Raw genomic sequence first — 26,526 nt, 5'->3', positions numbered from 1 at the left:
TGGCTGGCGGACTTGTGAATCTACGTGAAGAATGGAGTGGGCAACATTGCAATCGCGTGCTGCAGTCGCAAGCGAATCGATTGGTGTATTTTTAGATCGCTCAGCTGTGAAGGCTCGATCCAGAAAACCTCTTTACTCTCGCTGCTTGTACGCAAGCCGCCGCCAGAAGCGACGGCGCGGAAGCATATTGAGAACTCTTGGCGGACTTCGCCGTCGTCATATGCGATGACGTGGTTGGGGTCGGAGTACAGTCCAATGACGTCGGTGATGGCACACTCGATGCCGGTCTCTTCGCGAACCTCACGCACTGCCGCTTGTGACAACGTCTCGCCGAGTTCGAGCTGGCCGCCCGGGATTGAGTACAGGTCGTTGTCGGTGCGCCTGATCATCAGGATCCGGCCCTCGTCGTCTTGGATGAACGCGGACACGGCTACCGCGATGCTGTTGGCCTCGGGTGCATTCGGGTCGTTGTAGTAGTCGACTCGGGTCATGCTGCCTCCTAGAAGATGGCCGGCTTGGCGAGGTTCCAGACTGACTCGAAGCTTTCCGAGTAGGTCTCGAAGAGGTCCCCGGCGGACAGTCTCCGCAGGTGGAGGGATGGGGCGTGGGCTCCTTGGAACCCGTATACGTGCGTGTTGATGATCATCTCGTCGTCGAACCGGAAGATCGAGTTGTAGAGCGTCGTGTTGTGGAACCGCATCTCCACGCCGTCGACGCCGATGAGTGGCCGGTAGAACGCCAGGGCGTTGCGGATGCGGGCCGCGAGCGTCCCGTCGCCGAGCTGCTCTTCCTCGCCGCGTAGGGCGACGCTGTCGCCCTCGGGGTCTCCGAACACGAGTCGGATCTTCGCGCCGGCCGCTGCCTTGGCTGTCAGGTCCTTGATGAACCGCGGGCGTTCGACCAGGAACAAGGCTGCGTGTACCAGGATCTCGACGGTCTCCGGTGCTTCCTTGATCAGCCGGTCCTACAGCTCGACGGGGACGGCGTTGCGGTGTGGGAAGACCTGCACCAGCTCGGCGGCGGCCGTCTCGGCCTTGCGCTCGGGAGCCACGGAGTCCGGCCACAGGTAGGTCTCCGACTCACGCGCCATGGCGGCGATCTTGTGCCGGTGCTTGGGGTAGGGCGTCCGGTTCTTGGTGATCCAGCGCTCGACGGTCTTCTGATCGACCCCGACGGCCTTGGCGACCTGCTCCAGCGTCAGGCCGTTGCGCAGGAGCGCGTCACGCAGGCGTTCGTTCGGCGTCGGCAACCCCTTGGGACGTGTAGGGACGTCTTCGACGGTACCAGGGACGTCCCGAGATGTCCCGCCACGTGGTGATCACGTCCCGCGTTTTGGCGGAGTCTGGGTGTCAGGTTGCCGGGGCAGGCCCGGTGCCAGGACACCGAGGAGGAACGCGTGACCACTGAAACGACTGTCCGGCTAGCTGGCTCGGACAAGCGGGCGGTACCTCGCCGACGTGCGGCGTAGGCGCGGCGTGGCATGCGCGACACGGTTCAGATCCACGTCACGGCTGATCTGCCGATTCGTGTCACGGCGCTGACGTACGCAAACCGCGCGGAAGTCCGGTTCGGCAAGGCGTTCCCGGTGGTCCTGCTCGTGGACTCCGACGCCATCGCCGTACTGCGGAGGGAACTGGACGAGGTGAGCGCGGCACTGGACGCCGCAGCGGCACGAGGCGGAGAACCGCCCGAAGAAACCGACTAACAAACGACGCAAGGGATTCAGCATGGCTATCGACAAGGGACACCGGTTCGGCATCGACTTCGACGACGCGTTTCCGCAGGGTTTGGTGATGGTGGGCGAGGTGTCGCCGGACAACGAGTACCAGTCGCGTGAGGACCGGGCCGCGAATCGCCCGGTGCGGCAGCGGGTCGACGAGGTGACCGGTAAGCGGCAGTGGAAGGTCATGGTCACCGACCCGGCCGAGACCCGCGCGAAGCGGGCGTCGTTCGAGATCACGCTTCTCGCCGACGTGCAGCCGGTGCCGACGACGTCGGAGGCGTTGCCGGGGATGCGGCCGATCGAGCTGGACGGGCTGACGGCAGAGCCACGCGTGGCTGGGCAGGGTGAGTTCAAGTACCAGTCCTACGTGTTCCGCGCGACCGGCTTCAAGCAGGCCACCGGCAACGCGAAGCCGTCCCGGTCCGGCGGGACCAGTGAGACGGCGAAGGCGGCGTGACAGGGATGGGCTTCCGCGAGCAGGTCGAGGCGTGGGAGCAGGCGTATCGGGACTACATGGCCGCGTGGGAGCACGGCCGTGCGGTGCTGTCGCCGGTGAGTGCGACGAACACGGCGAACGCTGCTCGGCGGGTGTCGCGGGCGTGGCACGAGCTGGCGCGGGCGCGCGGGTTGCCGTGGTGGTGTGTGGCGGCGTTGGAGTCGGCGGCCGAGGGGTTCGCTGACCTGGCCCGGGAGTGGGAAGAGCATGACGGCAACGTGGGACGGGCTGGGCCTGCGGTGGACGGTGGGCGCGGGTACCGAGGTGACGGTGGAGGAGACCGGGACGGGCGCGTCGCATCCGCCGGTCCTGGTGCTGGCTGGTGGGGTGTGCGTGGTGACGCTGGTGCCGCCGGAGGATCAGGCCGCGTGGATGGGGTGCGCGGTGTTCCTGCGCCGGCTCCGCGACCACGCCGAGGACCTGGCGGCGCTGCTGGAAGCCCGCGCGGGGAGGCGTGAGGATGCGCAAGGGTGAGCCGAAGACGCTGCGGGACGCCCACGAGGTGGTGATGGACCGCCGACCGCCGAAGGACGCGAACCCGTCGGTGTGGCTGGCGTTCCGGCTCGGCAACGCCCGGTTGTACAAGGCCGTCGCCGACGTTGACCGGGGGCATCACCACGAGGCGTTGTACTGGGCCGGATACGAAGAACGGCAGGCGGGTGAGATCTCGGCGGAGCTTCAGGCGGAGGCTAAGTCTGCTGACTAGTCACATGTAGACGAGCGAAAAGTCAACAGTAGTAGCGAAAAACGCACGCTATGACGTGCGGCGATGAGGCACGTCCTGATGTGGGGACGTGTGATCCGTTAAGGCGCAGAAGCGGTGCCTGGCTACCAACCTTGCCGCTCCTGCGCTGTCCACAACCAGCGGAAGTGAACAATGACAACGCTAAACGACGACAACCGGCGAGCGTCAACGGGGGTCACCCGAACGCGCTGCGCCTCCTGCAAACGATTCGCCAAACTCTTGCCCGGCGAGACCAAGTGCGCTCCCTGTCTGGGAATGCTGCCGCTGAACCTCGACGTGAGGCGGGGTGGTCGGTGATGTCTCCCGGCTTCGCAATAGTGGCTTTGGCTGGGCTGGGGCTCGGTGTGTGGGTGCTACACAAGGCCGGACGTGCCCTGGCATCGATCCTGGAAGCCCTGGCTGCGGCGGCCGTGGTGTTCGTGGCGCTGTGGTGGCTGTGCAAGGCCGTGGTGTGGATGCTCGCGCAGGTCGTGACGCGGTGGCGGACCAGCCTCGCCGTCGTCGCGGTCTACGCCTGGTGTGAGCTGGGCGGCTGGCCATCGTTGGCGATCACCCTCGGCAACGTCGCGGTAATCCTGACGGCGTGGTGGGCGATCGACGCCGTCTCGTTCGATCAGTGGTGCTGGCGGTTCCTGCGCTCCTGGTGGGCCCGATGGGCGGTCTACGGCCGGAAACTTCCGGAGTGGCTGCATGCCTGCGGCCTGTCGGTGCGGGACGAGGCGCTGCCGGTCGTGGTGAACGTCAATCTCGTGGGCCGACGACGCGCCCTCTCCCGCTCGACCTCGACTCGCTCCGGCACCCGGTTGCCCAAGGTGCTCGACGTGCGGTCGGGTGCCTCGTGGGATGAGGTGCGGGTGGAGCTGGTGGCCGGGCAGAAGCCGGAGGACTTCGACGAGGCCGCTCGGGCGCTGGCCGTCGCGCGGAAGGTTGCTCGCTGCCAGGTCCGTGAGCTGGCTCCTAATGTCGTGTCGATCGACTTCCAGCGCCGTGACCTGCTCAGCGGCGGTGTGGCCGGCCCCCAGGGCCCCGACGGCGTCGACTCGACCGGCGTGGACCTGCGGAATGTCTGGGCGGGGCGGACTGAGTACGGGCGTGACTGGCGGGTGCCGTTGCTGGGCTCGGGCGCGCACTGCCTGACCGCCGGGGCTTCGGGTGCGGGCAAGAACTCGGTGATGTGGTGCCCGCTGGTGGCGGCTGCGTCGGCGATCCGGGCCGGGGTGGTGCGCATGTCCGGCATTGACCCGAAGGGCATGGAACTGGCCTACGGGCGCGGGATCTTCTCCCGTTACGCGGTCGGTGGCAAGGACGCGGTCGAGCTGCTTGACGGCCTGGTTGAGGAGATGGAATCCCGCAAACGGACCTTCGCCGGTCGGCTGAGGACTGTCCCGGTGTCGACGGAGTATCCGTTGGAGCTGTTGGAGTTCGACGAGATCGGTGCGCTGACCCAGTACACCGACCGCAAGACCCGTGAGGCCATTGTGGAGCGTGTCGCGCTGCTGACGACGCAGGGTCGGGCGTTGGGGATCTCGGTCCGTGGCTACGTCCAGGAGCCCACCAAGGACACCGTCCCGGTCCGGGAGCTGTTCACCCGGCGCGTGTGCCTGCGCGTGACCTCGAAGACGCACGTGGGCATGGTCCTCGGCGACGGCGCATACGAGCGCGGGGCGTGGGCGAACCGGATCGGCGACTCGGAGGCCGGCGTGGGCTACGTCTGGGGCGAAGGCATCCGCGAACCCCTGCGCATCCGCGCGGGGTGGATCTCCGACGCCACGGTCAAGGCCCTGGAGGAGTACGTGACCAACGGGGGTGTCGCGGATCTGCGACACGGCGGTGAGGGGGTGGCCGCGTGAACCGGCTGATGATCTTCCTCGACGCCATCCGCGACCACCTCGACTCGTATCAGCTGCCGCCGGCTGCGTCGGTTGACGTCAACGCCTGGTCCAGCCCGATCACGGTCCAACTGGACGTTGACGGCCTGGCGGCGGTCGCTCGGGCGTTGCTGGTGTGGAGCCAGACGCTCGAGGACATCTCGGCGCGGCTGTGGCGGCTGGTCGACGGGAAGTGGGTGCACATCTCGATCACCGGTCGGACACCCTGCGGCATCCCGGTCCTCGTCTTCGGCGTGGTCCGGTTCGAGCCGAGCACGTTCCCGGACCTCCCGGCCGGGGCGAAGCAGGACATGCCCGTCTATCTGCTGCGCGGCTGGTCCACGCCTGGGGAGGTAGCGGCCTGATGGGCGAGACACGCGCGGAACGGATGCGCATCCCGCTCGCTGCTGACGTCATCCGGGCGACGGCGGAGAAGCACGGCGTCTGCGTCCGGCCGTTCACTATGGAGGTCGGCGACACCGCTACCGGCGAACTGCGGTACGTCCCGGTGCCGTGCGGGTCCACGGTGGAGTCGGTGTGCCTGCCGTGTGCGCGGAAGGCGAAGGCGCTGCGGCAGGCACAGTGCCGCGAGGGCTGGCACCTGACCGAGGAACCCACCCTCACTCCAGCTCCGCCGTCCGATGACCACACCGAGCTGCTGACCTACCGGGCGGACCTCGTCGCGGCGTATCGGGAGGTGGTCGAGCACGACCAGGCGGAGGCCGAGGAACTGCGCGAGGAGGTCGCCGGGGTTGATGTGGAACTTCGGCAACTCGGGATGCGGGGCCGCTTGCCTGCCTTGGACGTGCCAGCCAAGCGGGCGGTGAAGCGGTCGACTCGTCGTCGGCAGGACGCGCCGAACCTCCCTCGCCGGAAGGTCGCGAAGACGACGGTCGGGCGTGAGTTCGCGGGGAAGTTCCGGCCGTCGATGTTTGTGACCCTGACCTGCGACACCTACGGCCCGGTTCGTGGCGACGGCTCGCCGGTCGACCTGCGCTATGACCCGGCCAAGTTGCGCGCCTGGGTCGACGCGGAGGCGGCCTGATGGGACACATCCAAGACCGCTGGTTTCGCCCCGCGCGGGATGCGGTCACCGAAAAGGTCATCCTCAACGCGCGGGGCAAGCCCGTGATGGAACGGTCCGAGCTGTACGGCATCGGGCTGCGGTACAAGGTCCGTTACCTCGACCCGGACAACAACGAACGCTCGAAGTCGTTCGCGGACAAGCAGAAGAAGCGCGCTGAGGACTTCCTCATCGGCGTCGAGTCGGACAAGCGCGAAGACAAGTACATCGATCCGCGGGCCTCGATGACGACGTTCCGCCAGCAGGCGGAGAGCTGGGTGAAAAGCCAGTCCCCGGACCCGGGCACGCGGTCGACCATCCTCAGTCGGCTCGAAAGCCAGATCTACCCGGTCTTCGAGACCAAGAAGGTCGGGCAGATCAAGCCGTCGACCATTCGTGACTGGGTCGGCTCGATGGAAGAGCGGAAGCTCTCGGACAACTATCAGGCGGTCTTGTTCAACACCGTGTCCGGCGTGATGGATTCGGCCGTGGACGATCGCCGGATCCGTGAGAACCCGTGCCACGCGAAGACCGTGCGGCGGCCGGTCGCGAGTAGCCCGCCGATCGTCGTATGGCCGGAGGAACGAGTTCAGGTGGTGCGGTCGGGGCTCGCGGATCGGTTCAAGATCGCTGTTCCGCTGGGTGCTGGGTTCGGCCTTCGGCAGGGTGAGATTCTGGGTTTCTCGCCCGACGACGTCGACCGGACGGCGATGACCGTGCGGATCCGCCGTCAGATCAAGACGGTCAGGGGCGTGATGATGTTCGCGCTCCCCAAGCGGGGCAAGGAGCGGACCATCCCGTTGTCGGCCGCCATGCTGGCCGAGATCGACGACCACGAGGACCGGTTCCCGTCCGTAGCCGTCACACTGCCGTGGCAGAGCGCGGACGGTGATCCAGTGACGGCGCGACTGCTGATGACCGGCGAAGCTGGCCGGCTGTATTCCGGTGACCTGTTCACGAAGGTCGTCTGGCACGGAGCGTTCCGGACGGCCGGGATCACGTACCGAGGTCGCGCGGACGGGATGCATGCGCTCCGTCACTTCTACGCGTCAACTCTCTTGGCCCGTGCGGTTTCGATTACGGAGCTGGCCGACTACCTCGGGCACGCGGACCCAGGCTTCACGCTCCGGACGTACACGCACCTCGTGCCGTCGAGCCACCAGCGGGCACGGGAGGCCGTCGACGCGGTCTTCGGACGGCCTGCCCTCGATGACGGCCTGGAGGCGGCCTGATCATGAAACCCCGCCCCAACCGACGCGAAAGCCGCCCGGTCGCAACGCCCCAAGAAGGGCCCGCGACCGGGCGGATTTCCGTTACAGCACAACTACTTCAGCTCGGCCGAGGACTTCCCAAGGATCCGGCGAGCGACGATGAGCTGCTGGATCTGCTGCGTCCCCTCGAAGATGTCCAGGATCTTCGCGTCACGAGCCCACTTCTCGAGGAGAGACTCCTCGCCGTAAGCCCCGGTCAGTTCGACGCACTTCAGGGCGATGTCGACGACCGAGCGTCCCGCCTTGGCCTTCGCCATCGACGCCTGCAGCGAGTTCGGCTTGCGGTTGTCCGCCATCCACGCCGATTCCAGCGTCAGCAGGTACGCCGACTCGTAGTCCGCTTCCAGCTTCAGGTACTCCGCGGCCGCCGCGTGCTGGGCGTTCGCCGGGCGGTCGTAGTCGATCTCCACCCCGGCCTCGGACAGGATCCGCTTGGTCTCCTCCAACGCCGCGCGGGCCACGCCGATCGCCATCGCCGCCACCAGGGGTCGGGTGTTGTCGAACGTCTGCATGACGCCGGCGAAGCCCTTGGCCGTGTCGATTTCCGGCGTGCCCAGGAGGTTCTCCTTGGGGACGCGGCAGTTCTCGAAGCGCAGCACCGCCGTGTCGGAGGCGCGGATGCCGAGCTTGTGCTCGACGCGCACCACCTCGAAGCCCGGCGTGCCCTTCTCGACCACGAACGACTTGATCGCCGCGCGGCCTTTGGTCTTGTCCAGCGTCGCCCACACGACCACCGCGTCGGCGCGCTCGCCGGACGTCACGAAGATCTTCTCGCCGTTCAGGACGTAGTGGTCGCCGTCCAGGCGGGCCGTCGCCGTGATGGCCGCCGAGTCCGAGCCGCAGGACGGCTCGGTGATCGCCATCGCCGCCCACATGCCGGAGAAGCGTTCGAGCTGCTCGTCCGTCGCCACCGAGCCGATCGCCGCGTTGCCGAGGCCCTGGCGCGGCATCGACAGCAGCAGGCCGACGTCGCCCCAGCACATCTCGATCGTGCCGAGGACCACGTTCAGGTTGGCGCCGTTGCGGTTGCCCTTTTCGTTCTCGTCCTTCGAACGGCGCACGCCGGCCGCGCCCGCGCCGCCCTCGCCGGAGGAGTTGAGCCCGTCCAGCAGCGCCGCGAACATGTCCAGCTCGGCCGGGTACGTGTGCTCCGCGCGGTCGTACTTGCGCGAGATCGGCCGGAACACCTCGGCCGCGGCCTGGTACGCCTGGTTGATCAGCGCGCCGGCCTTCTTGGGAACTTCCAGGTTAATCATCGTTAACGCCTTTCCGAAGCCTAGAGAAGGACAGCGCCTTCCATGACGCCGATGGCGCGCAGGTCGCGGTACCAGCGCTCGACCGGGTGCTCCTTGACGAAGCCGTGCCCGCCGAGCAGCTGCACGCCCGCACTGCCGATCTGCATGCCCTTGTCCACGGCCAGCTTCCGCGCCAGCGCGACCTCGCGGGCGTAGGGCTTGCCCCGCTCGGCCCGCGCCGCCGCCCGCAGCGTGACCAGCCGCAGGCCCTCCAGCTCGATCGCGATGTCGGCCACGGAGAACGCCACCGCCTGCCGGTGGCTGATCGGCTCGCCGAACGCCGTCCGCTCGTTGACGTAAGGGACGACGTAGTCGAGGACGGCCTTCGCGGTGCCGGCGGCCAGCGCCGCCCAGCCCAGCCGCGACAGCCGGACCGCCTCCGTGAAGACGTCGAGCTTGCCGCCGCCGAGCAGCGCGCCCGCGGGCAGCGCCACCTTCTCCAGGTGCAGCTTGCCGGTCGCGGCGCCGCGCAGGCCCATCGCGGGCTCGCTCTCGATGGAGACGCCGGCGTTCGACGACTCGACGAGGAACAGCGCCGGGCCACGGCCTTCGAGGTCGGCCGAGACGATGAACAGCTCGGCCGCCGCCGCGCGCGGCACGAGCGACTTCACGCCGTCGAGCTGGTAGCCCTTCGGCGTGCGACGCGCCTTCGTCGCGGGCTTGAACGGGTCGTAGAGCGCTTTCCGCTCCTGCAGCGCCAGCGCCGCGGCCGGGACGTGCTCGCCGGTGAACGCGGGCAGGTAGTCGGCCTGCTGCTGCTCGTCACCCCAGCTGACCAGCGCGGTGCTCACCGCGGACGGCGCGAGCACGGCCACGGCCAGGCCGAGGTCGCCGTGCGCAAGCGCTTCCGCGACGAGCGCGTTGGTCACCACCGAGCGTTCGGTGCCGACGCCGCCGAGCTCCTCGGGGATGCCGACCAGGCTGATGCCCAGCTCGCCGGCCCGGCTCAGCAGCCCCTCGGGCGCCTCGAGCTTCGCGTCGGCGTCCGCGGCGGCCGGCCGCAGCTGCTCGGCGGCGAACTCCGTCACCGTCTCGACGATGAGCTGCTGGTCCTCGGTCGGCGTCAGGTCGAACAACCCGGTGTCCGCGGACGGCGCGAGCCGGGCCGGCTTGCCCAGCTTCTGTACCGACTTGAACGACCGGGTAGCCGCGCCGGCGACGCGGAAGCCGTTGCGGGTCCCCGAGGTGACCAGGCCCTCGAGGGGCTTGCGCAGCCCGGCTCGCTCGACGACCTTGCTCCCGGCCAGCCGGGTGAGCGCGGACAGGCCCCAGCCCATCGCGTCCCGTTTCCTTGGCGCAGCCATGTGCCCTCCATCCGTACCTACTGGCGAGTAGGTTAGCTGGGAAAGCCGCGTCGCGCCAGAGCGGGGTCACTTACGAGTGAGCCGGGCCGAGATTTCCCAGAGTTCGCGGGCGAGGTGGGTGTCCGTCCGGTGGCGTTCGAGCTTCGGTCGTCCACCCGACCGGTCGCCGGGACCGACGTAGGCACCGCCCGGGACGTCTTCGGTCGCGGCGAACAGGATCGGCAGGGCACCGTACTCGGGCTTCTTCTGCGCGATCACCGGGTAAAGCGCTTTCAGGGTGAAGGCGGAGACGCCGCGGTAGTGCCGGTCGATGCCGGTCCGCGCGACGCCGGGATGCGCCGCGACGGCGAGCGTGTCACGCCCGGCCTCGGTGAGCCGCCGCTGGAGTTCGTGGGTGAACAGCAGGTTCGCCAGCTTCGACTGGTTGTACGCCCCCAGCGCCGAGTAGCGGCGGCGCTCCCAGTTCAGGTCGTCGAGCCGGATCTTCCCCAGCCGCGCCAGGCCCGACGAGACCGTCACCACCCGGCCGGTCACGTGCGGCAGCAGCAGGCTCGTCAGCAGGAACGGGCCGAAGTGGTTGACGGCCATGTGCGTCTCGAAGCCGTCGACGGTCTTCGCGTAGGGCACGGCCATCACGCCGGCGTTGTTGACCAGGACGTCGAGGTCGCCCGACCAGCCGGCCGCGAACTCGCGCACCGAAGCCAGGTCGGCGAGGTCGAGGCGCCGGACTTCGGTGTCGCCCGGCGGGGGCGTGACGCGGGCGGGGTCGCGCACGGCGAGGACGACGCGGGCGCCGCCGGCGGCGAGTTCGCGGGCGGTGACAGCGCCGAGGCCGCCGCCGGCCCCGGTGACAAGGTAAGTGGTCATGCGCTCAGCGTCGGCGCGCCGGGAGAGCCGCGGCAGAGCGCGCTGATCGGGGGATCGGCGATCCCTGGCGCCGGCCGTGCAGGCGCCGATAATCGACGATGTGGACCGCACCGAACTCGCCGACTTCCTGCGCCGCCGACGGGAGGCCCTGCGCCCGGACGACGTCGGACTGCCGCCGGGGCAGCGCCGCCGTACATCCGGTCTGCGCCGCGAAGAGGTCGCGACGCTTTCGGGCATGTCCACCGACTACTACACGCGCCTCGAACAGCAGCGCGGACCGCGGCCGTCGGAACAGATGCTCGCGGCGATCGCCCGCGGGCTGCGGCTCACCCTGGACGAGCGCGACCACCTGTTCCGGCTGGCCGGGCACACCGCGCCGAGCCGCGTTTCGCGCGCGGACCACGTCAGCCCGCCGCTGATGCGCGTGCTGGACCGGCTGCACGACACGCCCGCCCAGGTCATGTCCGACCTCGGCGAGACGCTCGTGCAGAACCGGCAGGCCGAGGCCCTGCTCGGGAACGAAACCGGCCACAGCGGGCCCGCGCGCAGCGCCGCCTACCGGTGGTTCACCGACCCGGCGGAGCAGCGGATCTACCCCGAGCCGGACCGTCCGCGCCACGCCCGGTTCCTGGTGGCGAGCCTGCGGGCCGCCAGCGCGACCGACCCGAGGGCTGTCGAGTTGGCGCGGCTGCTGACGGCGAAGAGCGTGGAGTTCACGAAGCTGTGGGAAGCGCACGAAGTCGCGGTGCCCGCCGAGCGCCGCAAGACGATCGTGCATCCGAACCTCGGCGAGATAGCGCTCGACTGCCAGCTGCTGTTCACCCACGACCTCGCGCAGGTGCTGCTGGTGTTCACCGCGACGCCCGGCACCGAGGACGCCGAGAAGCTGCAGCTGCTTTCGGTCGTCGGCCCGGAGCTGTTATGAGTGCTCGGCGTGGACGTTCCGGCGCCACTCGGCGAAGCGCAGCCGCTCGAAGCCGATGAGCCCGAGCACCAGGACGGCGAAGATCAGCAGCAGCACGGCGGCGGGCACGTGCTCCAGCAACGGCGTCGCCGCGACGAGCAGGACGCCGACGACGAGCCGCTGGTGGTTCCAGCTGCCGAGGTTGCGCTTGCGCAGGGCGCTCAGCGCGATCAGGTAGAGCGCGAGCCCGCCGGACAGCGTCCAGATCGGCACGCCGTGCAGTGCTTCGCCGGGCGTGTGGTGCTCGGTGTCGGCGATGTAGAGGAAGGCTTTCTTCAACCCGAGGGCGACGAGCACGATCCCGGCGATCAGCGGCAGGTGCAGGAAGGTGTAGGAGTCGGTGGCGAGCTTCGCCCGTTCGACCCCGGTTGCCCGGGTCAGCCGGTGTTCGGACACGCGCGCGACGACGTCGAAGTACGTCCACCACATGCCGGCGGCCAGTGCGAGCCCGCACACCGCGGCCCCGGCGACCAGCCACGACATCGGCAGTGCCCCGATCCCGATGCCGATGGCGACGATCGATTCACCGAGCGCGATGATGACGATGAGCCCGAACCGTTCGGCGAAGTGCGCGGGCGAGTTCAGCCGCCAGCCGTCGGGTCCGGTGAGGTAGACGTTGAGGTAGTCGACGAGCAGCGCGACGACCCACAGCCCCAGCTGCCACGGCCCGGTGAGCGCGGTGCTCACGGCCAGGAGCAGGACGCTCGGCAGCAGCCCGACGAACATCTTGAGCAGAACACGCCGGAGCCCGGGATCGTGCTTCGCAGCGCCCAGGTAGGCAACCAGGTGCAGCAGCCGCACCAGGGCGTAACAGGCAACGAACAGCACGGGCGCGAACAACCCGCCGGGGTGATCGACGAAGGCCTCGGGAATGGTCAGCGACACCAGGAACATCACGGCCATGGCCCCGAACATCGCGAGCCGCGCGATCCCGTGGTCGACGTGGATGGTGGTTCCGAGCCAGGCATAGCTGCACCAGCACCACCACAGGACGGCGAGCATGGCGAGCCCCTGCCCGACCCCGAGGGGGCTGAGGTGGTCGGCCATCAGCTGGGTGGTCTGGGTGATGGCGTAGACGAAGACCAGGTCGAAGAAGAGTTCGATGGTCGAGACGCGGTGATCCTCTTCCGCGCTCACCAGGTGCAGGCGTGTCGTGGGCACGCCGAATTATGGACGAAAACATGTCAGGAGGTTCCAGTTTTGTCGTAACGCCCTGCGCGAACATGGCCGAACGTGCATGGTTCTGGGACAATGAGCGACGGGACGTGGGGAGGTGGGCCGTGCATTCCTATCCGGCCGCGCTGCACCGGACGATCATGGCTGTGGACGTCGCCGGGTACAACAACCCGAGCCGCACCATGGCCCACCTGCGCGAGATGCATGATGGCCTCTGGCGCGTGCTGCGCACGACGTTCGCGGAAACCGGCATCCCATGGGACGTCTGCTTCGTGGAGAACACCGGCGACGGCGCGATGTTCCTCCTGCCGCCGGAGATCGGGAAGGCGGACCTGGTCGCCGAATTCCCCGCCCGGATGCACGCCGAGCTGTGCCGCTACAACCACGTCCACGCGGCGGAAGCCCAGATTCGGCTCCGGCTGGCCCTGCACGCCGGCGAAGTGGCCAAGGGCAGCGACGGTTCGGTCAGCAAGGCGGTGAGCGCGACGTTCCGCATCCTCGACGCACCGGAGGCCAAGGCGGCGCAGAAGCAGTCGGGGGCGGACCTCGCGCTGATCACATCGGACCTGATCTACCAGGACGTCGTCTCCCAGGACCCGGCCGCCGATCCACGGTCCTACCGCCGGATCCCGGTGAAGGTCAAAACCGGGGAGCACGACGCGTGGGCGTGGTTGCGGCTCTTGGGTGCCCCGCTCGCCGGGATCACCGTGTCGGCAACGGCGCCGGCCGTCGACCGAGCGGACCGGCCGCTTCCGTTCACGGCGCTGGTCGAGGCGCTGCTGGCGATCACGTGCGTGCGAAACGCGGAAAGCCGCCGGCTCCTGCTGGAGATGTTTTCCCGGCGCGAGATCGCGGACGCGGTGCCGCACCAGGCAGAAGACCGGTTGCACGTGATCGAATTGGCGCGCACGTGCGAACGGTACGACGGCGGACTGGAGGAATTGCTCGCCACCGTGCGCATGCTCGATCCGGGGTCGCCGCAGGTCGAGAAGCTCGGCGCGGTGATCGCGAGCCGCTCGGCGTACGGAGTTCGTTAGCAGTTGTCCGCCTTTTGCCCCTTTTCGCGATGCACCGGATAGGTAGACTCGCGATCTTCGGGGCACTTCGCGGGGGCGGGAGGTGGTACGCCGGTGTCGACAACGCATGGGCGCCCCCAAATCGGCATAGCGATTCGCCGGGCACTCGTCGACGTGCTGGTGGTCGCCGGCTTCGCCGATGACAAGTCGATCCGCACATTGATGGTCGCGGAACTCCGAAGAGCGCTGGACAATCCCTTCACCGTGCCGGATCAGCTGGCGCCGCGCGCGCAGTTGATCGAAATCGTCAACGGGTGCAGCGGGATCGAAGAGGGGTTGCCGGTACTGGCCGATGTGCTCGAGTTCCTCCGGCCGGGTACGAAGGAATGCACGGAGTTCCGCGCTTTGGTGGATTCCCTGCCGTTGCGGGATGTGGTATCGGAGGCGGAACAGGAGCAATTCCGCCGTCAGCTCGAGGGATTCTCGCCGCCCGGGCTCCGGGCGGCCGTCCGCCGCGCCGCCCGGTATGTCGTACCGGCACCGCGTTACGCGGACGCGGCCGAAGCCTTCTTCGGCCTTGCGGACTTCAATGCAGCCCCCGGGGAACTGCCGCCGGTCGTGGCCTTCGCCGAGCTGATCGCGGCCGAGTGCGACGACCGACTGGCCGCACGGCTCCGGGAATGGACTGACGGACAGGCGCACCACCTGCGGCTCGAAGATGCGCTCCGGGAGCTTCGGGCCCACGTCACGCCGTCGGCGTCGGGACGGTTGCACTTGACCATCATGATCAGCCCCGATCCCGTCGAAGCGGATCTGTACGAGATTTCGCACTGGCGGCAGGATGATCCCGCCGAGTGGCCACCACCTCGTGGGGAAACCGTTTGGACGACGTCGGCCGGGCTCGAGGACGAAGTGGCGAAAGTGATCTCGGTGGCGGAAGAGGCGTGGTCGACACGCGATGCCGAAGCCGTTCTCGAGTTCGTGCTTCCGCGCGTGCTGTTGGACCTTCCGGTGCACACCTGGAACACGCAGCGTGACATCGGAGAGCCTCAACCGCTGTACATGACTTATCCGACGGTTATTCGTTCACTGGAACGGATGAGTTCCCGGCGTTCGCACCGGGTTTGGCGCCGGAGATGGGCGGCCTGGACCGAGGAGCCGTCGTTCGAACGAGTGTATTTCTGCAACCACGAGGACACCGAAGATCATCATCGCCTCGACGCGATTCTCAGCGACGAGCGGTGGCTCATGGCCGTTCTGACGCAGACACCGCCGGTGAGCCCGATTCCGGGGCGAGATGAGCTTTTCGCCGCTTTGCGCGCCGGACTGCCCGTGATCGTTTGGCATCCAACGGTCTCTTCGGAAGTCGTGCGCGAGGTGGTAGCCTGGTTGGCCGGTAGTGATGATTTGGGGAATTTGCCAGCACTGACCCGCAAGCACCGTCTCGACGCACTGGTAAATCGGTCGTCGTCTCCGGATGACGGCGTCATAGGGGACTTGGTGGTGCTATGGGACGACCCGAGCCGCACGCTCCCCCTCGGCGATGGCGGAAAGGGCCCGGCCGGGGGAGGAGGTGCCAATGAGCACGACCGAGCTTCCTGATCGCACGCCTGAGTGGTGGATTTACCGAGGCACCGGACATCCCCTGCAGGACACGCACCTGGCCGATCGGCTGCCCCCGCCGCCGCCGTGGCGTGACTTCCGGTGGGACGGCGAGCCGCTCGCCGCCGACGTGCCGCAGGACGACGCCGAGACCGACCGGCGCCTGGGCGTGGAACTGAGCTTCACCGCCGGGCACGCCAATCGCGCCGAAGTCGACATGGTCAACGCGGCCCTGTACCTGCGCCGTCCCCTCTTGGTGACCGGAAAACCCGGCAGCGGCAAGTCGAGCCTGGCCTACCGGATCTCCCGCGAGCTGCGCTTGGGCCGGGTGCTCCGCTGGTCGATCACCTCGCAGACCACCTTGAAGTCCGGGTTGTACGACTACGACGCCATCGGACGGGTTCAGGCGTCGGCCGCGCGCCGCGCCGGCCCGGTGGAGAACGGCGCGGAGGAACCGCCCATCGGCGACTTCGTCCGGTTGCGCGAACTGGGAACCGCGTTCTTGCCGCGCCGCCTGCCGCGAGTACTCCTGGTGGACGAGCTCGACAAGGCCGAATCCGATCTGCCCCACGATCTGCTCTCGATCTTCGAGGACGGCGAGTTCCTCATCCCGGAGCTCGCGCGGGACGCCCGCCAGTCGCCGGTGGCCGAAGTGTTCACGGCCGATCCCGGCTACACCGCCGAGATCGAGAACGGCGTCGTCCGCTGTTCGGCGTTCCCCGTCGTCGTCATCACCAGCAACGGGGAGCGGGACTTCCCGCCCGCCTTCCTGCGCCGCTGCCTGCGCCTGGAGATGAAAGACCCGAATCCGGCGCAGCTCGCCGCCATCGTCGCCGCGCACGCACTGGACCCGCGGCAGCGAGGAGTGCTGATCGAGGACTTCGTCGCGCGGCGCACGGCGCTCGGTGGACTGCCGGCGGACAAGCTGCTCGACGCGATCTTCCTGGCGACCTCCGGCGCCTACCAACCCGACGACCCCGGCTGGCCGTTGCTGGTCGAGGCGCTGTGGCAGCAGCTGAACCAGCAGGGTCACTGAAATGCCGGGCGCCCCGGGAGGTCCGGAGGACCACGACCTGACCGCGAGGGAGGTCGCGGACGGCTTGTGGCTGATGGCCGCCATCGCCGCGAACACGACCGAGCCGCCGCGTCCCGCGGAACCACCCGTGTCTCCACACCGCCCCGAGCCGCCCGAAATCGGCCGGGCCCATCCTCCTCCGATGGAGGAACCCGAGCGCGCCGGAGCAGGGGCACCGCCCGACCTGCCTGAGCCTGCCCCGATCCGAGCCGGAACCGGTCAGGGAGCCCTGCCCGCGGGCGGCCTGCCGGAAAAGGAGGGGACGCCGGCGCCCGGCGCCGCTTCGCCGTTGCCCGACGTCGGCAAGCTGGTGGGCGCCTTCCGGGCCTTCAAGCGCAAGGTGCCTTCGGCACAACCGGAGGACGTCGAACTCGACGAAGAGCAGACCGCCGAGGCCAGCGCGGAAGCGGGGATGTGGCTCCCGGTCACCAAGCGGAAGCGGCAGCCGTGGCTCGACTTGACGCTCGTGGTCGAGCAGGCGCCGTCGATGGCGTTGTGGGCGCCGACCGTCGCGGCGTTCGTCACGCTGTGCCAGCGGCGGCTCGGCGTCTTCCGGTCGGTCCAGGTGCGGCTGCTCGAGACGGGGAAGGCCGGGCGCGCCGAAGGCGGCATGGTCCTTGAGCCGGTGCTGCGCGGCGGAACCCCGGAAAGCCCGGCGCGGGGCGCGGGCGAGCCCGTCGGCTCTTCCGGGCGCCGGGTGATGCTCGTGCTGACGGACGGCATCAGCGACGCCTGGCACCGGGACCTGGTGCAGCCGCTGATCGCCCGGTGGGGCCGCAAAGTCCCGGTCGCGATCGTCCACCTGCTGCCGAGACGGCTGTGGGTCCGTGGGGGCGTCGACGCCCAGAACGCCGAAATCACGACGAAGGGCCCGGTCCGGCCCAACGACTCGTACCGGGTCCGCCTGACCGACCTGCTGCCCGACGGTCTCGAGCGAGCGGAGCTGACCGGAGACTCGATCGCGGTCCCGGTACTGGAACTGGAGGAACGCTGGTTCCGCAGGTGGGCTGAGGTCGTCACCGGCAGGGCCGACGAACCGCGGAAATGCTCGGTGCTGGTGGTTCGCGAGCGTCCGGCGGTATCTGTCCCTGAATCGAGTGACAATCCGGAGCGGTCGAAGAATGAGGTCACCGCCCAGGACCAGGTGAGAGATTTTCACAGCCGGGCTTCACCATCGGCATTTCGGCTGGTCACGCTCTTGGCGGCGGTCCCGGTCGATATCGAAGTGGCCTCCGCGGTCCAGGAGGAAATGCTCCCCGGAACAGGCCCGGATCACCTGGTCGAGGTATTCACGAGCGGGTTGCTCCAAAACGACGGAACCCGGCACCCATGGGACAGGACGACGCCATGGGAATTTTCCGGCCAGACGAGAAGGGTGTTGCTCAGCGGCGCACGAAGGTCGGATACCGCCCACGCCGTCCGCGTGGCGTCGCGGCGCATCGGCAGTCAGAACTCAGTGCTGGCAAGGCTTCAGTCGGCGCTGGTGGACCCGGATTCGACGCCGGATCCGGAGCCCGAGACGGCGACGAGTGAGGAGATAGCACTCGAACGAGACGTGATGAGCGCCCTGTCGGGCCCGTACCTCTCCAGGGCCGACCGGCTGAGCAGACTGGCGAAACAAGGCAGACTTGCGAAGCCGGGCGGACTGGATAAGCTTGCCTGGGTCGCCGACCCGAGTAAGACCGAGGATGATAATGGGCTACGGGTAAGTGAGGTATTGGGTGGGGAGCTCGCAGGACCCTCTGGCGACACCGCTACCGACCGTGGGGGCCGAGCACTGGTGGATCTAGCCTCAACCGGTGAAAAACCGGTTACCACCGAGAAGGCAAGTGTGGTCGCCAGTGTCGGCGCGTCTACCTCACGTCAAGTACGGCGTTCGGGTGAAGAGGTACCCCCGATCTGGGGTGCAATTCCGCCACCGAACCCCAATTTCACCGGCCGTAGCGAACTGCTGGCCCAGTTGAGTGAAAAACTGGGCGCGGGGACGACGGCCGTCCTGCCTGCCGCCTTGCACGGCATGGGTGGTATCGGCAAGACCCAGATGGCCACCGAGTACATCTACCGGCACCTGCAGGACTACGACATCGTCTGGTGGATCCAGGCCACGCGGTCGACCCAGATCCACGCGTCGCTTACGGAGCTGGCCCAGCACCTCCGCCTGCCAGGGGCGACAGAGGCCAACACCGCGGTACCCGCGGTGAAGGAAGCGTTGCGGCTCGGCCGGCCGTACCGGCGATGGCTGCTGGTTTTCGACTCGGCGGAAGACCCGGACATGGTCCGGCCCTTCTTCCCGGTCGGCGGCCCCGGAGACATCTTGGTGACATCGCGCAACCCGAACTGGTCGGCCATCGCGCGCCCTCTCGAGGTGGCCGTGTTCGAGCGCAGTGAAAGCAAGATGCTGCTGAGCCGGCGCGGCCCCCAATTGGATGACTCGGACGCCGACCGCATCTCCGAGAAGCTGGGCGACCTGCCGCTGGCCATCGAGCAGGCGGCGGCGTGGCTGGCCGAAACCGGGATGACCGCCAGGGAATACCTCCGGCTGTTCGACGAGAAGGTGGCGGAGATCCTCGATACGTCGAACCCCCAGGACTACGAGACTTCGGTCGCGGCGGCATGGAACGTGTCGTTCGACCAGCTGAGCGTGAGCAGCCCGGCCGCGCACCAGCTGTTGCAGGTCTGTGCGTTCTTCGCCCCCGAACCGGTGTCGCGCAGCCTGTTCGCCGGAGTCCGCGGGCTGACGGTGTCACCCGAACTCGACGCCGCACTGCGCGATCCGATCAAGCTGGGCCGGGCCGTTCGCGACATCAACCGGTTCGGCCTCGCGAAGATCGACCACCGCACCGACACCATCCTGCTGCACCGGCTCGTGCAAATCGTCCTCCGGAACCGCATGACGGAGCAGCGTCGCAACGAAATGCGTCACGGCGCACACGAGCTGCTGGCGAACCTCGACCCGAGGGACCCGGAATCACCTCGACAGTGGCAGCGCTACCAGGAAGTACTGCCACACATTTACGACGCCGAGCTGATCGAATGCACGGACCAGTGGGTGCGGCAGCTGGTGATCAACCTGATGCAGTTCCTCTACCACTGGGGTGACCACGAAGGTGCGGTCACGCTCGCGGAACGTGCGGTGCAGGCGTGGGAGCGGGACCGGCTCGAACGGCAGGGCAGGGGCGAAGCGCCCATCGAAGACCCGCCGATGCAGGAGCTGGAGGCGTCCGAGCGGCTGGCGTTCTACCTGTGGGCCGTGGGGCGCTACGCCGATGCGGCGCAAATCAGCAAGCATACGTTCGACCGTTATCAGGAGTCGGTTGGTGCCGACCGGGAAGAGACGTTCTCCGCTGCGCTGACCTATGCGCTGATCTTGAAGGCAAGGGGTGACTTTGCGGAAGCCGTCCAGCGGAACGAAGAGATCTTCGTCAAGACACGTGGCTTGTTCGGGAACGACGAACCGCTCACGCTGATCGCCGCCAACGACTATGTCACGGCGTTGCTCTTGGTCGGGGAGTATCGGCAGGCGAATGAACTGGCCACGGACACCTATCGTAGACGCGCGGAGGTCTTGGGGTACGACAATGCGTCGACTGTCACGACACAGGTCTTGATGGTGATCGCGCGGCGCGAGCTGGGCGACTACCCGTGGGCGAGGATCGAGCAGCAGCAGATCACCGATCGGGTCGCGTTGTTCTACGGCGAGGACAGCATCAGCACCCTCCGCCGCAAGTACCACCTCGCGGTCGCGTGTCGGAAGGACGGCGATCACGACGAGGCACGCAAGATCTCCGAGGACGCCCTCCGCCGCTTCCGGATCCGGTACGGCAACAAACACCCGAACGCACTGGCGTGCGCTCTCGGATATTCGATCGACTTGCGGCACGCTCACGAGTTCGCCAAGGCCCGTGAACTGGGGGAGGAGGTCTTCGACCTCTACCGTGAGAGCTTGGGAGAAAAGCACCCGCACACTCTCTCCGCGGCACTCGACCTCGGTGTGACCCTGCGGCTGTCCGGCGATCCGTCGAGTGCTCGCGCCCTCGACGAGCGGTCGTTGGAGGAGTTCCGGCTCCTGCTTGGCGAGGATCACCCGCACACGATCGTGTGCGGGATCGACGTCGCGAGTGACCTTGCGGCACTCGATCGCGTCGAAGAGGCTGCCGAGCGCGATGCGGAACTGCTGGAACGTTCACGCCGGGTTCTCGGCGAAGACCACCCGACAACGCTGGCAGTCCAGCTCAACTGGTCATTGGACCTCAGAAGGCTCAACCGGACCGAAGAGGCGGACGAGATTTACGCGGACGTCATGAGTCGCTACCGGCACGTCCTGGGCGACGCGCATCCTGGCACGATCGCGGCCTCGGAAGGAGTCCGCGCCGACTGCGACATCGACCCGATGCCGCTGTAGCTCCGGTCAGTGGGTGAACCGGCCGATCCACCCGGCGACAGTTTCGACATGAGGCGTGGTACTCGTCTCCTCGCGGACCGATCGATGCACCGCCCGGACCAGTTCGGGGTGATGCAACAACGCCCTGGCGGCCGGACCCGTGCCGCGCGCCGCCAAGGCCAGCCCGAGACCGACGAGTGCGGCCGGCAGGTCGGGATTCGTTGTCAGCATGGTTCGATAGCCGTCCACCGCCGACTCGTGGTCCCCGCTCACCAAAGCCAGATCGGCTTTGGTTGCGCCGGGGACGGTCGGACCGTGCGTGCGCAACGCGGTGTTGCCGTTCCGGCCCAGCCGGAGCCGGATCAGGTCGGTCCGAGCGTCGGTCCAGCTGCCGTCCGGAACGGGCGTCGGTGTCCGTGGTTCCGGTAGTCGGCCGGGTTTGGGCCACGAATCTCCGCGGCGCCAAGCCCCGGCGAGCGCTGAGACGGCATTGGTGTCCGGGCGCAGGTGCCGGAGGCACCAGGTTGCATAGTGGTCGCGGGCCGACATCGACGCCCAGGCTGCCGGCCCGGCGGCGACTGGCTCCTCTTGCCACGGGGCGAGTTTGACCGAGATCCCGTCGAGGAACCTTCGCCCGATATCGGTGAGGCTTTCGTCCGGATACACCGCACGCAGGGTGCGCCAGGACGCTTTCCGCCACAATGCGAACTCGAAGGCGGCCAGCGCATTGCCCGGTTCGGCCGCGGCCAGCGCTCGCCAGAAGGCTGTGACCCCGAAGAACGCGTAGATCCCGTGCAACACCCCGCCGATGGGGCGTGGATCGTCTCGCCAAGGTGCGTACAACCGCTCGCGAGGATCGTCGGTGTGCAAGGCGGCCAGGTGCTGGACACCGCCGAGCCGGATGTGCTGGAACTCGTGGACGAGCGCGGCGGCGAGCTGTTCGGGATCACTGCTGTACGCCACGATCGCGCTTCCGAACGCTTCGCCGGTCGACGCGCTGGGCAGCTTGAACGCGACGGCCGGAGCAGGCACCAGCGACTCGAGACCCACGGTCAAGGCTTCGGCCACGTCAGGCAGGTTCGTGGTGAGCAGCTGCCACGCGCCGGCGACGACACTGCGCCACGATTCGACTTCCAGCGGCGAGAGCCGCTTCGGCGGGATCGGTTCGTAGAGCCCGCGATAGGGATCGAGGTCGTCGAGCCTGAGCGAAAGCCGCAGGTCCCCGTGCCAGCTGATGATCGGTCGGACGGGCTGCCAGCCCGCGGTTTCGGTGCTCAGGTCGTCCGGCAGGCGCACTTCTCTGTGCCGGTTCCGGAAGACGATCCCGTCGTTCCCGGCGGACACCCGTGCTACGCCGAACGCTTCTCCCGTATGCAGCCGGACCACGCCGAGCGTGGGCAGCGACACGGTTCCCTGCCAGATCGGGAGCTCCGCCTCGAAGTCGATTCCGGCCCGGACGGCCGCGGCGGCGGCCAGGCAGTGCACGTGGCCGAGGTGGACCCAGAAAGGGCAGACTCCGGTCACGTCCTGTCGGCACAGCCGGGTGGTGTAGCCGGCCCAGCTCCCGGTGTAGGGATGGGCCAGAATTGTTTCGACCGCGGCCGGATCCTGTTCCTCGATCCGGGCCAACAGCTCCCACGCCCATTCGGGCGGTGGCAGCGGAGCGGAGACATCAGGGGACTTGGCCGCCTGGTCGATGATTCCCCGCAGCAGGAGCAACCGTCTGCTCCGCTCGGTCGCGCGAAGGTGCCGCACCAGGGCCGGACCGCCGCCACCGCGGGCGAATGCGTCGAAATCGGTCCACGGCAGGTGGTGGGGGACCAGTCCGTCGGTGGTCACAGTCAGTCGACTCGCCGGGCTCCTTGGCTGCCGCTGGCGGTCACCGGGATATAGGAAACCCGCTCCGCCGCGTGTCGCAATGCTTTGCGCAATTCGCAGCCGTCCAAGGTGCGCAGCTCTGACAGCGAGACACCACCCAGATCGAGGACTGCAGATTCGATTCCCGCTTCCTTGCCGGAGCGTGAAGCCTGCATCGCGATTCCCCTCTCGCAGAGAGAACGGACCCCGTCGGCCCGCTTGAGATTGTCCCGCATTTGCCGCGATTGCGATAGGGACGGAGGCCGTGCGCCGTTCGGGCGACGCCCGGTCGTTCACCGCGGTACTCGCCCTGGCCGAGGCCGGGCATGGCGTTGAACGCCTTGACCTGTGACAATGAGAGCCGCGAACTCGGGGGGTCGGGTGCCCATGGACTCGACCGTGGACCACGGGACGATCACGGCACTGGGCATGGCCCGGCACCCCGAACGCACGTCGGCACACCGCCTGTCGGTGCACGAAGGTTTCTGGGATCTCGTGCGCCGGGCGGTAGCCGAGCTGGGCGTGCCCTGGGATGTCCTCTCCCGGCTGAACGTGCATGACGGCGCCATGATCCGACTGCCCGCTAGCCAGGTCCATCGGGAAGACAGCTACGGTACGGTCATCGACGCAACCGCTCATACTTTCCGCCTTGTCGAGGCGCCTCGTGCCAAGAACGCGTGAAGTATTCACGTGCGGCGGTGGCGCTGATCGTCTCGGATACGTTCTACCACGACGTCGTGCGAGCCGATCCTGCGGCGGAGGCGCGCTCTTACCATCGGATCCCCATTTCGGACGTGGAAACGAAGACGAAGGCTTGGCTGCGGCTGCTCGGCGCCGCCGTCGACGGCTTCCCGGCGCGCGAAATGCCACTCCCCGCGGCGGACACATTTTCCGCGTTGGTCGACGCGTTGCTGGCGTGCCGTGTGTACGGAGTCTGGACCTGCTCCCGTGCCGGGAAATCGCGGACGTGGTGGCGTATCACGCCGAGGACCGCTTGCACGTGATCGCGCTGGCGCGGACCTGCCGACGGTTCACCCGGGGGCTCGCCGACCTGCTCGACGCGATCCGGGTACTGGAGCCGGAGTCTCCACAGGTCGACGCTCTCGCCGCGATCATCGACGAGTTGTGAGATCCGCCCTCGGCCGCGGATGTCCTGTTTTCACGGCATCTCGTGTCCACCTTTTGCCCCTATTCCCGGTCGATGCGATGGGTAAAATCACGGTTCCCGGGCACCCGGGCGGGGAGGTGGTTCGTCAGGTGTCGGCCGGTGAGCAAACCCACGGACCGGGACGGGCGCTGCATCTCCCGTCCACGGTTCGCGTAGCGGTCCGGGAGGCGATCGTCAATCTCCTCGCCAATGCCGGGCTGGCCGCCGACCGGCCGAGCCGGTCGCTCTTGGTGGAACTGATCCACGACAATCTCGGGTTTCCGCTGACGCTGTCCGAACACGCGACCGGACGGGACCAGCTGATCGACCTCGTCAACGCCTGCGCCCGGGTGGACGGCGGGATGCACGCGCTCGACGACGCTGTCCGGATGTTGCGCCCGGCCTCTCGGGAATCCGAGCTGCTGCATCGGCTCGTCCACGAACCGCGGATGCATGATTTGCTGCCGGATTCCGCATTGATCCGGTTGCGATCTGTACTGGTCGGGCTCCGGCCGCCCGGCCTCGGTGCGCTCGTCAGGCGGGCGGCGAGCCCGGCGACCTGCCCGGTCGGTGAACCGGGCGATGCCTGGGAAGCGTTTTGCCTGCTGACCGAGTTCAACACGCCTGCACACGGGCTGCCGCCCTGCTTGGCTTTCGTCGAGCTCGTGGCCGCGAAATGCGCGCGGCAGCCCGGCGACGAGCTGCGGGAATGGAACAGCTGCCAGGCGCGCCGCCTACAGGGCGAGGAACGGCTGCGTGAACTGCGTGCCGAACGCGTCGACGGCGGTGAAGGGCTGCGCCTGCACCTGGTCATCATGGTCGAGGTGGACGGGATCGATCCCGACCGGCACGTCGTTTCCCACTGGCGCCAGGAGGATCCGCAGGACTGGCCTCCCGCCAGAGGCGGGATCGCAACCATTCTCGGAGACGAGCTCGAACACCACGTCGACCGGCTGATCGTCGATGCCGAACGGGCCTGGTCGGAATACCGTGAAGAAGTGGCGCTCGAGTTCGTGCTGCCGCGGGCGCTCGTGAACCTTCCTGTGCACCGGTGGTGCAAGGAACACGAAACCGGGGATCCCCGGCCACTGTTCCTGGACTATCCCATCGTCATCCGCTCCTTGGAACGGATGTTCTCCCGGCAGTGGCACCGGGCCTGGCGAATCCGGTGGGAGGCGATGACCGGAAATCCCTCCGCTGAACGGGTGTACTACTGCTCTTCGCGGGATACCGCCGAGCGCCATCGACTCGACGCGATCCTCAGCGACGGCAAGTGGCTGGTGATGGTCCTCGCCGGTCCGCCGCCGACACGGCCGCGTCCCGGCGGTGACGAGCTCGCAACGGGACTGCGTTCCGGCATTCCCGTGCTGCTCTGGCACCCGGACGCTCCCGCCGAGGTGCTGCACGAAGTTGTGACTTGGCTCCTCGACGGTTCCGGTCTCGTCGACCTGCCCACCCGGACCCAGGATTCCCGGCGGGCGGCGTTCCGCGAGGTGACCATCCCCGTCGACCTCCGGATCGCCCGCGATCTGGTCGTCCTGTGGGACGACCCGAGCAGATTGCTTTTCCTTGACGACGGCCCCTACCTGCCGGACGCGATGCGGGAGGATACAGATGAACGCGGTAGAGCATGCTGAGGAACCGGACTGGTGGATCTACCGTGGCACCGGCCGTCCGCTCGCCGGTGCTTCGCTGGCGGACCTGCTTCCCCCGGCGCCGCCGTGGCGGGCGTTCGACGGCGGACCGTTGCCCGCCCGAGACGTCCTGCCGCAGGACGAGGGCGAGGCGGATCGGCGGCTGGGCTCCGAGCACCGGCTCGCGGCCCGGCACGTCGACCCGCACGAGATCGACATGGTCAACGCGGCGCTGTACCTCCGTCGTCCGCTGCTGGTGACCGGCCGTCCGGGCAGCGGAAAGTCGAGCCTCGCTTACCGGGTCGCGCGGGAGCTGAGACTCGGCCGGGTGCTGCGGTGGCCCATCACCTCCCACACCACGCTCAAGGGCGGCCTCTACAGCTACGACGCGATCGGCCGTGCCCAGGCCGCCGGGGCCCGGGCCGCCGTCGATCATCGGGACGGCGAGCTCGAACCGCCGATCGGCGAATACCTCCGGCTGGGCGAGCTCGGTACCGTTTTCCTCCCGCGCCGGCAACCACGCGTGCTGCTGATCGACGAGCTGGACAAGAGCGAAGCCGATCTGCCCAACGACCTGCTCAGCTTGTTCGAAGACGGCGAGTTCACGATTCCCGAGCTGGTGCGGATGCGCAGCCGGACTCGTGAGGTCGAGGTCTTCACGGCCGACCCGGACGCGACGGCCACGATCGTGGACGGCCGGGTCCGGTGTGCCGCCTTTCCGTTCGTCGTCATCACCAGCAACGGCGATCGTGACTTCCCGCCCGCCTTCCTGCGCAGATGTCTCCGGCTCGAAATCAAGGATCCGGACATCGATCAGCTGTCGGCCATGGTGGCGGCACACGCGCTCGACCCGAACGATGCCCACCGGTCGCGCATCATCGAAGAATTCGTCAGCCGCAGTGAGGCGTATGGCGGGCTGCCGGTCGACAAACTCCTCGAAGCGGTCTACCTCGCAACTTCGGGCGCCTACCACGACGAAGGTGAGTCCTGGCCGCGGTTGGTGGACGCGCTCTGGCGGCAGTTGAACTCCATGGTGCCTTGA

At 68.1% G+C, this 26,526-nt stretch carries 23 protein-coding genes and 2 pseudogenes; 17 read left to right on the top strand and 8 right to left on the bottom strand.

Features of this window, described 5'->3' with window-relative positions; all coding sequences use genetic code 11:
- Window positions 1-20: 20 nt before the first annotated feature.
- Together CF165_RS16175 and CF165_RS16170 are read right to left on the bottom strand one after the other, a co-directional pair.
- Complete coding sequence (locus CF165_RS16175) at window positions 21-491, bottom strand: NUDIX hydrolase (RefSeq protein ID WP_093948321.1); 471 nt, start codon at window positions 489-491, stop codon at window positions 21-23.
- Window positions 492-499: 8 nt separating this feature from the next.
- Window positions 500-1,249: pseudogene (locus CF165_RS16170) on the bottom strand (DUF5919 domain-containing protein).
- A 231-nt stretch (window positions 1,250-1,480) separates the two neighbouring features.
- Here CF165_RS16170 and CF165_RS16165 point away from each other — a divergent pair.
- The 8 genes and pseudogenes from CF165_RS16165 to CF165_RS16130 all read left to right on the top strand — a co-directional run bounded on the left by CF165_RS16165 (window position 1,481) and on the right by CF165_RS16130 (window position 7,127).
- Complete coding sequence (locus tag CF165_RS16165; RefSeq protein WP_093948320.1) at window positions 1,481-1,705, top strand: hypothetical protein; 225 nt, start codon at window positions 1,481-1,483, stop codon at window positions 1,703-1,705.
- Between the two features lie 22 nt (window positions 1,706-1,727).
- Window positions 1,728-2,180: a hypothetical protein gene (locus tag CF165_RS16160; RefSeq protein WP_093948319.1), complete on the top strand. Its 453-nt coding sequence runs from the start codon at window positions 1,728-1,730 to the stop codon at window positions 2,178-2,180.
- Between the two features lie 246 nt (window positions 2,181-2,426).
- Window positions 2,427-2,693, top strand: a complete 267-nt coding sequence (locus tag CF165_RS16155) for a hypothetical protein (protein ID WP_093948318.1) — start codon at window positions 2,427-2,429, stop codon at window positions 2,691-2,693.
- Window positions 2,680-2,925: an AMED_5909 family protein gene (locus CF165_RS16150; protein ID WP_093948317.1), complete on the top strand. Its 246-nt coding sequence runs from the start codon at window positions 2,680-2,682 to the stop codon at window positions 2,923-2,925. Before CF165_RS16155 ends, CF165_RS16150 begins: the two co-directional genes overlap by 14 nt.
- A gap of 335 nt (window positions 2,926-3,260) precedes the next feature.
- The gene (locus CF165_RS16145; RefSeq protein WP_093948316.1) at window positions 3,261-4,814 is read left to right on the top strand and encodes an FtsK/SpoIIIE domain-containing protein; all 1,554 of its coding nucleotides are present in this window, start codon (window positions 3,261-3,263) and stop codon (window positions 4,812-4,814) included.
- Window positions 4,811-5,197 carry a hypothetical protein gene (locus CF165_RS16140; protein WP_093948315.1) on the top strand — a complete coding sequence of 129 codons (387 nt, stop codon included), beginning with the start codon at window positions 4,811-4,813 and terminating at the stop codon, window positions 5,195-5,197. Before CF165_RS16145 ends, CF165_RS16140 begins: the two co-directional genes overlap by 4 nt.
- Window positions 5,197-5,826, top strand: a pseudogene (locus tag CF165_RS16135) (replication initiator); the annotation flags it as partial. The gene CF165_RS16140 and the pseudogene CF165_RS16135, both read left to right, overlap by 1 nt.
- Before the next feature lie 50 nt (window positions 5,827-5,876).
- The gene (locus CF165_RS16130; RefSeq protein ID WP_093948314.1) at window positions 5,877-7,127 is read left to right on the top strand and encodes a tyrosine-type recombinase/integrase; all 1,251 of its coding nucleotides are present in this window, start codon (window positions 5,877-5,879) and stop codon (window positions 7,125-7,127) included.
- Between the two features lie 92 nt (window positions 7,128-7,219).
- Here the strand turns inward: CF165_RS16130 and CF165_RS16125 are convergent, their stop codons facing one another.
- From CF165_RS16125 to CF165_RS16115, 3 genes are all read right to left on the bottom strand, one after another.
- Window positions 7,220-8,422, bottom strand: coding sequence for an acyl-CoA dehydrogenase family protein (locus tag CF165_RS16125; RefSeq protein ID WP_093948313.1), 1,203 nt, complete (start codon window positions 8,420-8,422; stop codon window positions 7,220-7,222).
- Window positions 8,423-8,442: 20 nt separating this feature from the next.
- Window positions 8,443-9,738 (bottom strand): acyl-CoA dehydrogenase family protein, encoded by a 1,296-nt coding sequence (locus CF165_RS16120; RefSeq protein WP_093948312.1) that lies wholly within the window; start codon window positions 9,736-9,738, stop codon window positions 8,443-8,445.
- A gap of 93 nt (window positions 9,739-9,831) precedes the next feature.
- Window positions 9,832-10,632 (bottom strand): SDR family NAD(P)-dependent oxidoreductase, encoded by an 801-nt coding sequence (locus tag CF165_RS16115; RefSeq protein ID WP_093948311.1) that lies wholly within the window; start codon window positions 10,630-10,632, stop codon window positions 9,832-9,834.
- A 100-nt stretch (window positions 10,633-10,732) separates the two neighbouring features.
- Between CF165_RS16115 and CF165_RS16110 the strand changes: the two genes are divergently transcribed.
- Window positions 10,733-11,557 carry a helix-turn-helix transcriptional regulator gene (locus tag CF165_RS16110; RefSeq protein ID WP_093948310.1) on the top strand — a complete coding sequence of 275 codons (825 nt, stop codon included), beginning with the start codon at window positions 10,733-10,735 and terminating at the stop codon, window positions 11,555-11,557.
- Here CF165_RS16110 and CF165_RS16105 read toward each other — a convergent pair.
- On the bottom strand, window positions 11,552-12,757 hold the full coding sequence (locus tag CF165_RS16105; protein ID WP_093948309.1) for a low temperature requirement protein A: 1,206 nt from the start codon (window positions 12,755-12,757) through the stop codon (window positions 11,552-11,554). The genes CF165_RS16110 and CF165_RS16105 overlap by 6 nt on opposite strands.
- A gap of 119 nt (window positions 12,758-12,876) precedes the next feature.
- Here CF165_RS16105 and CF165_RS16100 point away from each other — a divergent pair, with 119 nt between their 5' ends.
- From CF165_RS16100 to fxsT, 4 genes are all read left to right on the top strand, one after another.
- Window positions 12,877-13,809 (top strand): effector-associated domain 2-containing protein, encoded by a 933-nt coding sequence (locus CF165_RS16100; RefSeq protein ID WP_093948308.1) that lies wholly within the window; start codon window positions 12,877-12,879, stop codon window positions 13,807-13,809.
- Window positions 13,810-13,962: 153 nt separating this feature from the next.
- On the top strand, window positions 13,963-15,390 hold the full coding sequence (locus CF165_RS16095; RefSeq protein ID WP_240521630.1) for a VMAP-C domain-containing protein: 1,428 nt from the start codon (window positions 13,963-13,965) through the stop codon (window positions 15,388-15,390).
- Window positions 15,368-16,426 (top strand): AAA family ATPase, encoded by a 1,059-nt coding sequence (locus CF165_RS16090; protein WP_167441450.1) that lies wholly within the window; start codon window positions 15,368-15,370, stop codon window positions 16,424-16,426. The genes CF165_RS16095 and CF165_RS16090 overlap by 23 nt, the downstream gene beginning before the upstream one ends.
- Before the next feature lies 1 nt (window position 16,427).
- Window positions 16,428-20,867, top strand: a complete 4,440-nt coding sequence (gene fxsT / locus CF165_RS16085) for an FxSxx-COOH system tetratricopeptide repeat protein (RefSeq protein ID WP_093948305.1) — start codon at window positions 16,428-16,430, stop codon at window positions 20,865-20,867.
- Window positions 20,868-20,873: 6 nt separating this feature from the next.
- Here fxsT and CF165_RS16080 read toward each other — a convergent pair whose 3' ends face one another.
- Together CF165_RS16080 and CF165_RS50255 are read right to left on the bottom strand one after the other, a co-directional pair.
- Window positions 20,874-22,685 (bottom strand): HEXXH motif domain-containing protein, encoded by a 1,812-nt coding sequence (locus CF165_RS16080; protein WP_240521628.1) that lies wholly within the window; start codon window positions 22,683-22,685, stop codon window positions 20,874-20,876.
- A gap of 2 nt (window positions 22,686-22,687) precedes the next feature.
- Entirely contained in the window at window positions 22,688-22,939 is a 252-nt protein-coding gene (locus tag CF165_RS50255; protein WP_143268601.1) for a hypothetical protein, read from the bottom strand.
- A gap of 151 nt (window positions 22,940-23,090) precedes the next feature.
- Here CF165_RS50255 and CF165_RS52645 point away from each other — a divergent pair, with 151 nt between their 5' ends.
- From CF165_RS52645 to CF165_RS16065, 4 genes are all read left to right on the top strand, one after another.
- Complete coding sequence (locus CF165_RS52645; protein ID WP_240521627.1) at window positions 23,091-23,384, top strand: hypothetical protein; 294 nt, start codon at window positions 23,091-23,093, stop codon at window positions 23,382-23,384.
- Window positions 23,385-23,670: 286 nt separating this feature from the next.
- Complete coding sequence (locus CF165_RS52640) at window positions 23,671-23,832, top strand: effector-associated domain 2-containing protein (RefSeq protein WP_240521626.1); 162 nt, start codon at window positions 23,671-23,673, stop codon at window positions 23,830-23,832.
- Between the two features lie 77 nt (window positions 23,833-23,909).
- Window positions 23,910-25,487, top strand: a complete 1,578-nt coding sequence (locus tag CF165_RS16070) for a VMAP-C domain-containing protein (protein WP_240521625.1) — start codon at window positions 23,910-23,912, stop codon at window positions 25,485-25,487.
- Window positions 25,465-26,526, top strand: coding sequence for an AAA family ATPase (locus CF165_RS16065; protein ID WP_093948304.1), 1,062 nt, complete (start codon window positions 25,465-25,467; stop codon window positions 26,524-26,526). Before CF165_RS16070 ends, CF165_RS16065 begins: the two co-directional genes overlap by 23 nt.

Origin of the sequence: Amycolatopsis vastitatis (assembly GCF_002234595.1) — a bacterium.
Taxonomy (GTDB): domain Bacteria; phylum Actinomycetota; class Actinomycetes; order Mycobacteriales; family Pseudonocardiaceae; genus Amycolatopsis; species Amycolatopsis vastitatis.
This window is presented reverse-complemented; position numbering and strand designations above follow the sequence as displayed.

Coding starts and splice junctions, on each gene's coding strand:
- CF165_RS16130 (WP_093948314.1), top strand. CDS start 5,877: ATGGGACACATCCAAGACCGCTGGTTTCGCCCCGCGCGGGATGCGGTC.
- CF165_RS16070 (WP_240521625.1), top strand. CDS start 23,910: ATGGGTAAAATCACGGTTCCCGGGCACCCGGGCGGGGAGGTGGTTCGT.
- CF165_RS16090 (WP_167441450.1), top strand. CDS start 15,368: ATGAGCACGACCGAGCTTCCTGATCGCACGCCTGAGTGGTGGATTTAC.
- CF165_RS16120 (WP_093948312.1), bottom strand. CDS start 9,738: ATGGGCTGGGGCCTGTCCGCGCTCACCCGGCTGGCCGGGAGCAAGGTC.
- CF165_RS16125 (WP_093948313.1), bottom strand. CDS start 8,422: ATGATTAACCTGGAAGTTCCCAAGAAGGCCGGCGCGCTGATCAACCAG.
- CF165_RS50255 (WP_143268601.1), bottom strand. CDS start 22,939: ATGCGGGACAATCTCAAGCGGGCCGACGGGGTCCGTTCTCTCTGCGAG.
- fxsT (WP_093948305.1), top strand. CDS start 16,428: ATGCCGGGCGCCCCGGGAGGTCCGGAGGACCACGACCTGACCGCGAGG.
- CF165_RS16175 (WP_093948321.1), bottom strand. CDS start 491: ATGACCCGAGTCGACTACTACAACGACCCGAATGCACCCGAGGCCAAC.
- CF165_RS16150 (WP_093948317.1), top strand. CDS start 2,680: ATGCGCAAGGGTGAGCCGAAGACGCTGCGGGACGCCCACGAGGTGGTG.
- CF165_RS16145 (WP_093948316.1), top strand. CDS start 3,261: ATGTCTCCCGGCTTCGCAATAGTGGCTTTGGCTGGGCTGGGGCTCGGT.
- CF165_RS16155 (WP_093948318.1), top strand. CDS start 2,427: ATGACGGCAACGTGGGACGGGCTGGGCCTGCGGTGGACGGTGGGCGCG.
- CF165_RS16160 (WP_093948319.1), top strand. CDS start 1,728: ATGGCTATCGACAAGGGACACCGGTTCGGCATCGACTTCGACGACGCG.
- CF165_RS16165 (WP_093948320.1), top strand. CDS start 1,481: ATGCGCGACACGGTTCAGATCCACGTCACGGCTGATCTGCCGATTCGT.
- CF165_RS52645 (WP_240521627.1), top strand. CDS start 23,091: ATGGACTCGACCGTGGACCACGGGACGATCACGGCACTGGGCATGGCC.
- CF165_RS16065 (WP_093948304.1), top strand. CDS start 25,465: ATGAACGCGGTAGAGCATGCTGAGGAACCGGACTGGTGGATCTACCGT.
- CF165_RS16115 (WP_093948311.1), bottom strand. CDS start 10,632: ATGACCACTTACCTTGTCACCGGGGCCGGCGGCGGCCTCGGCGCTGTC.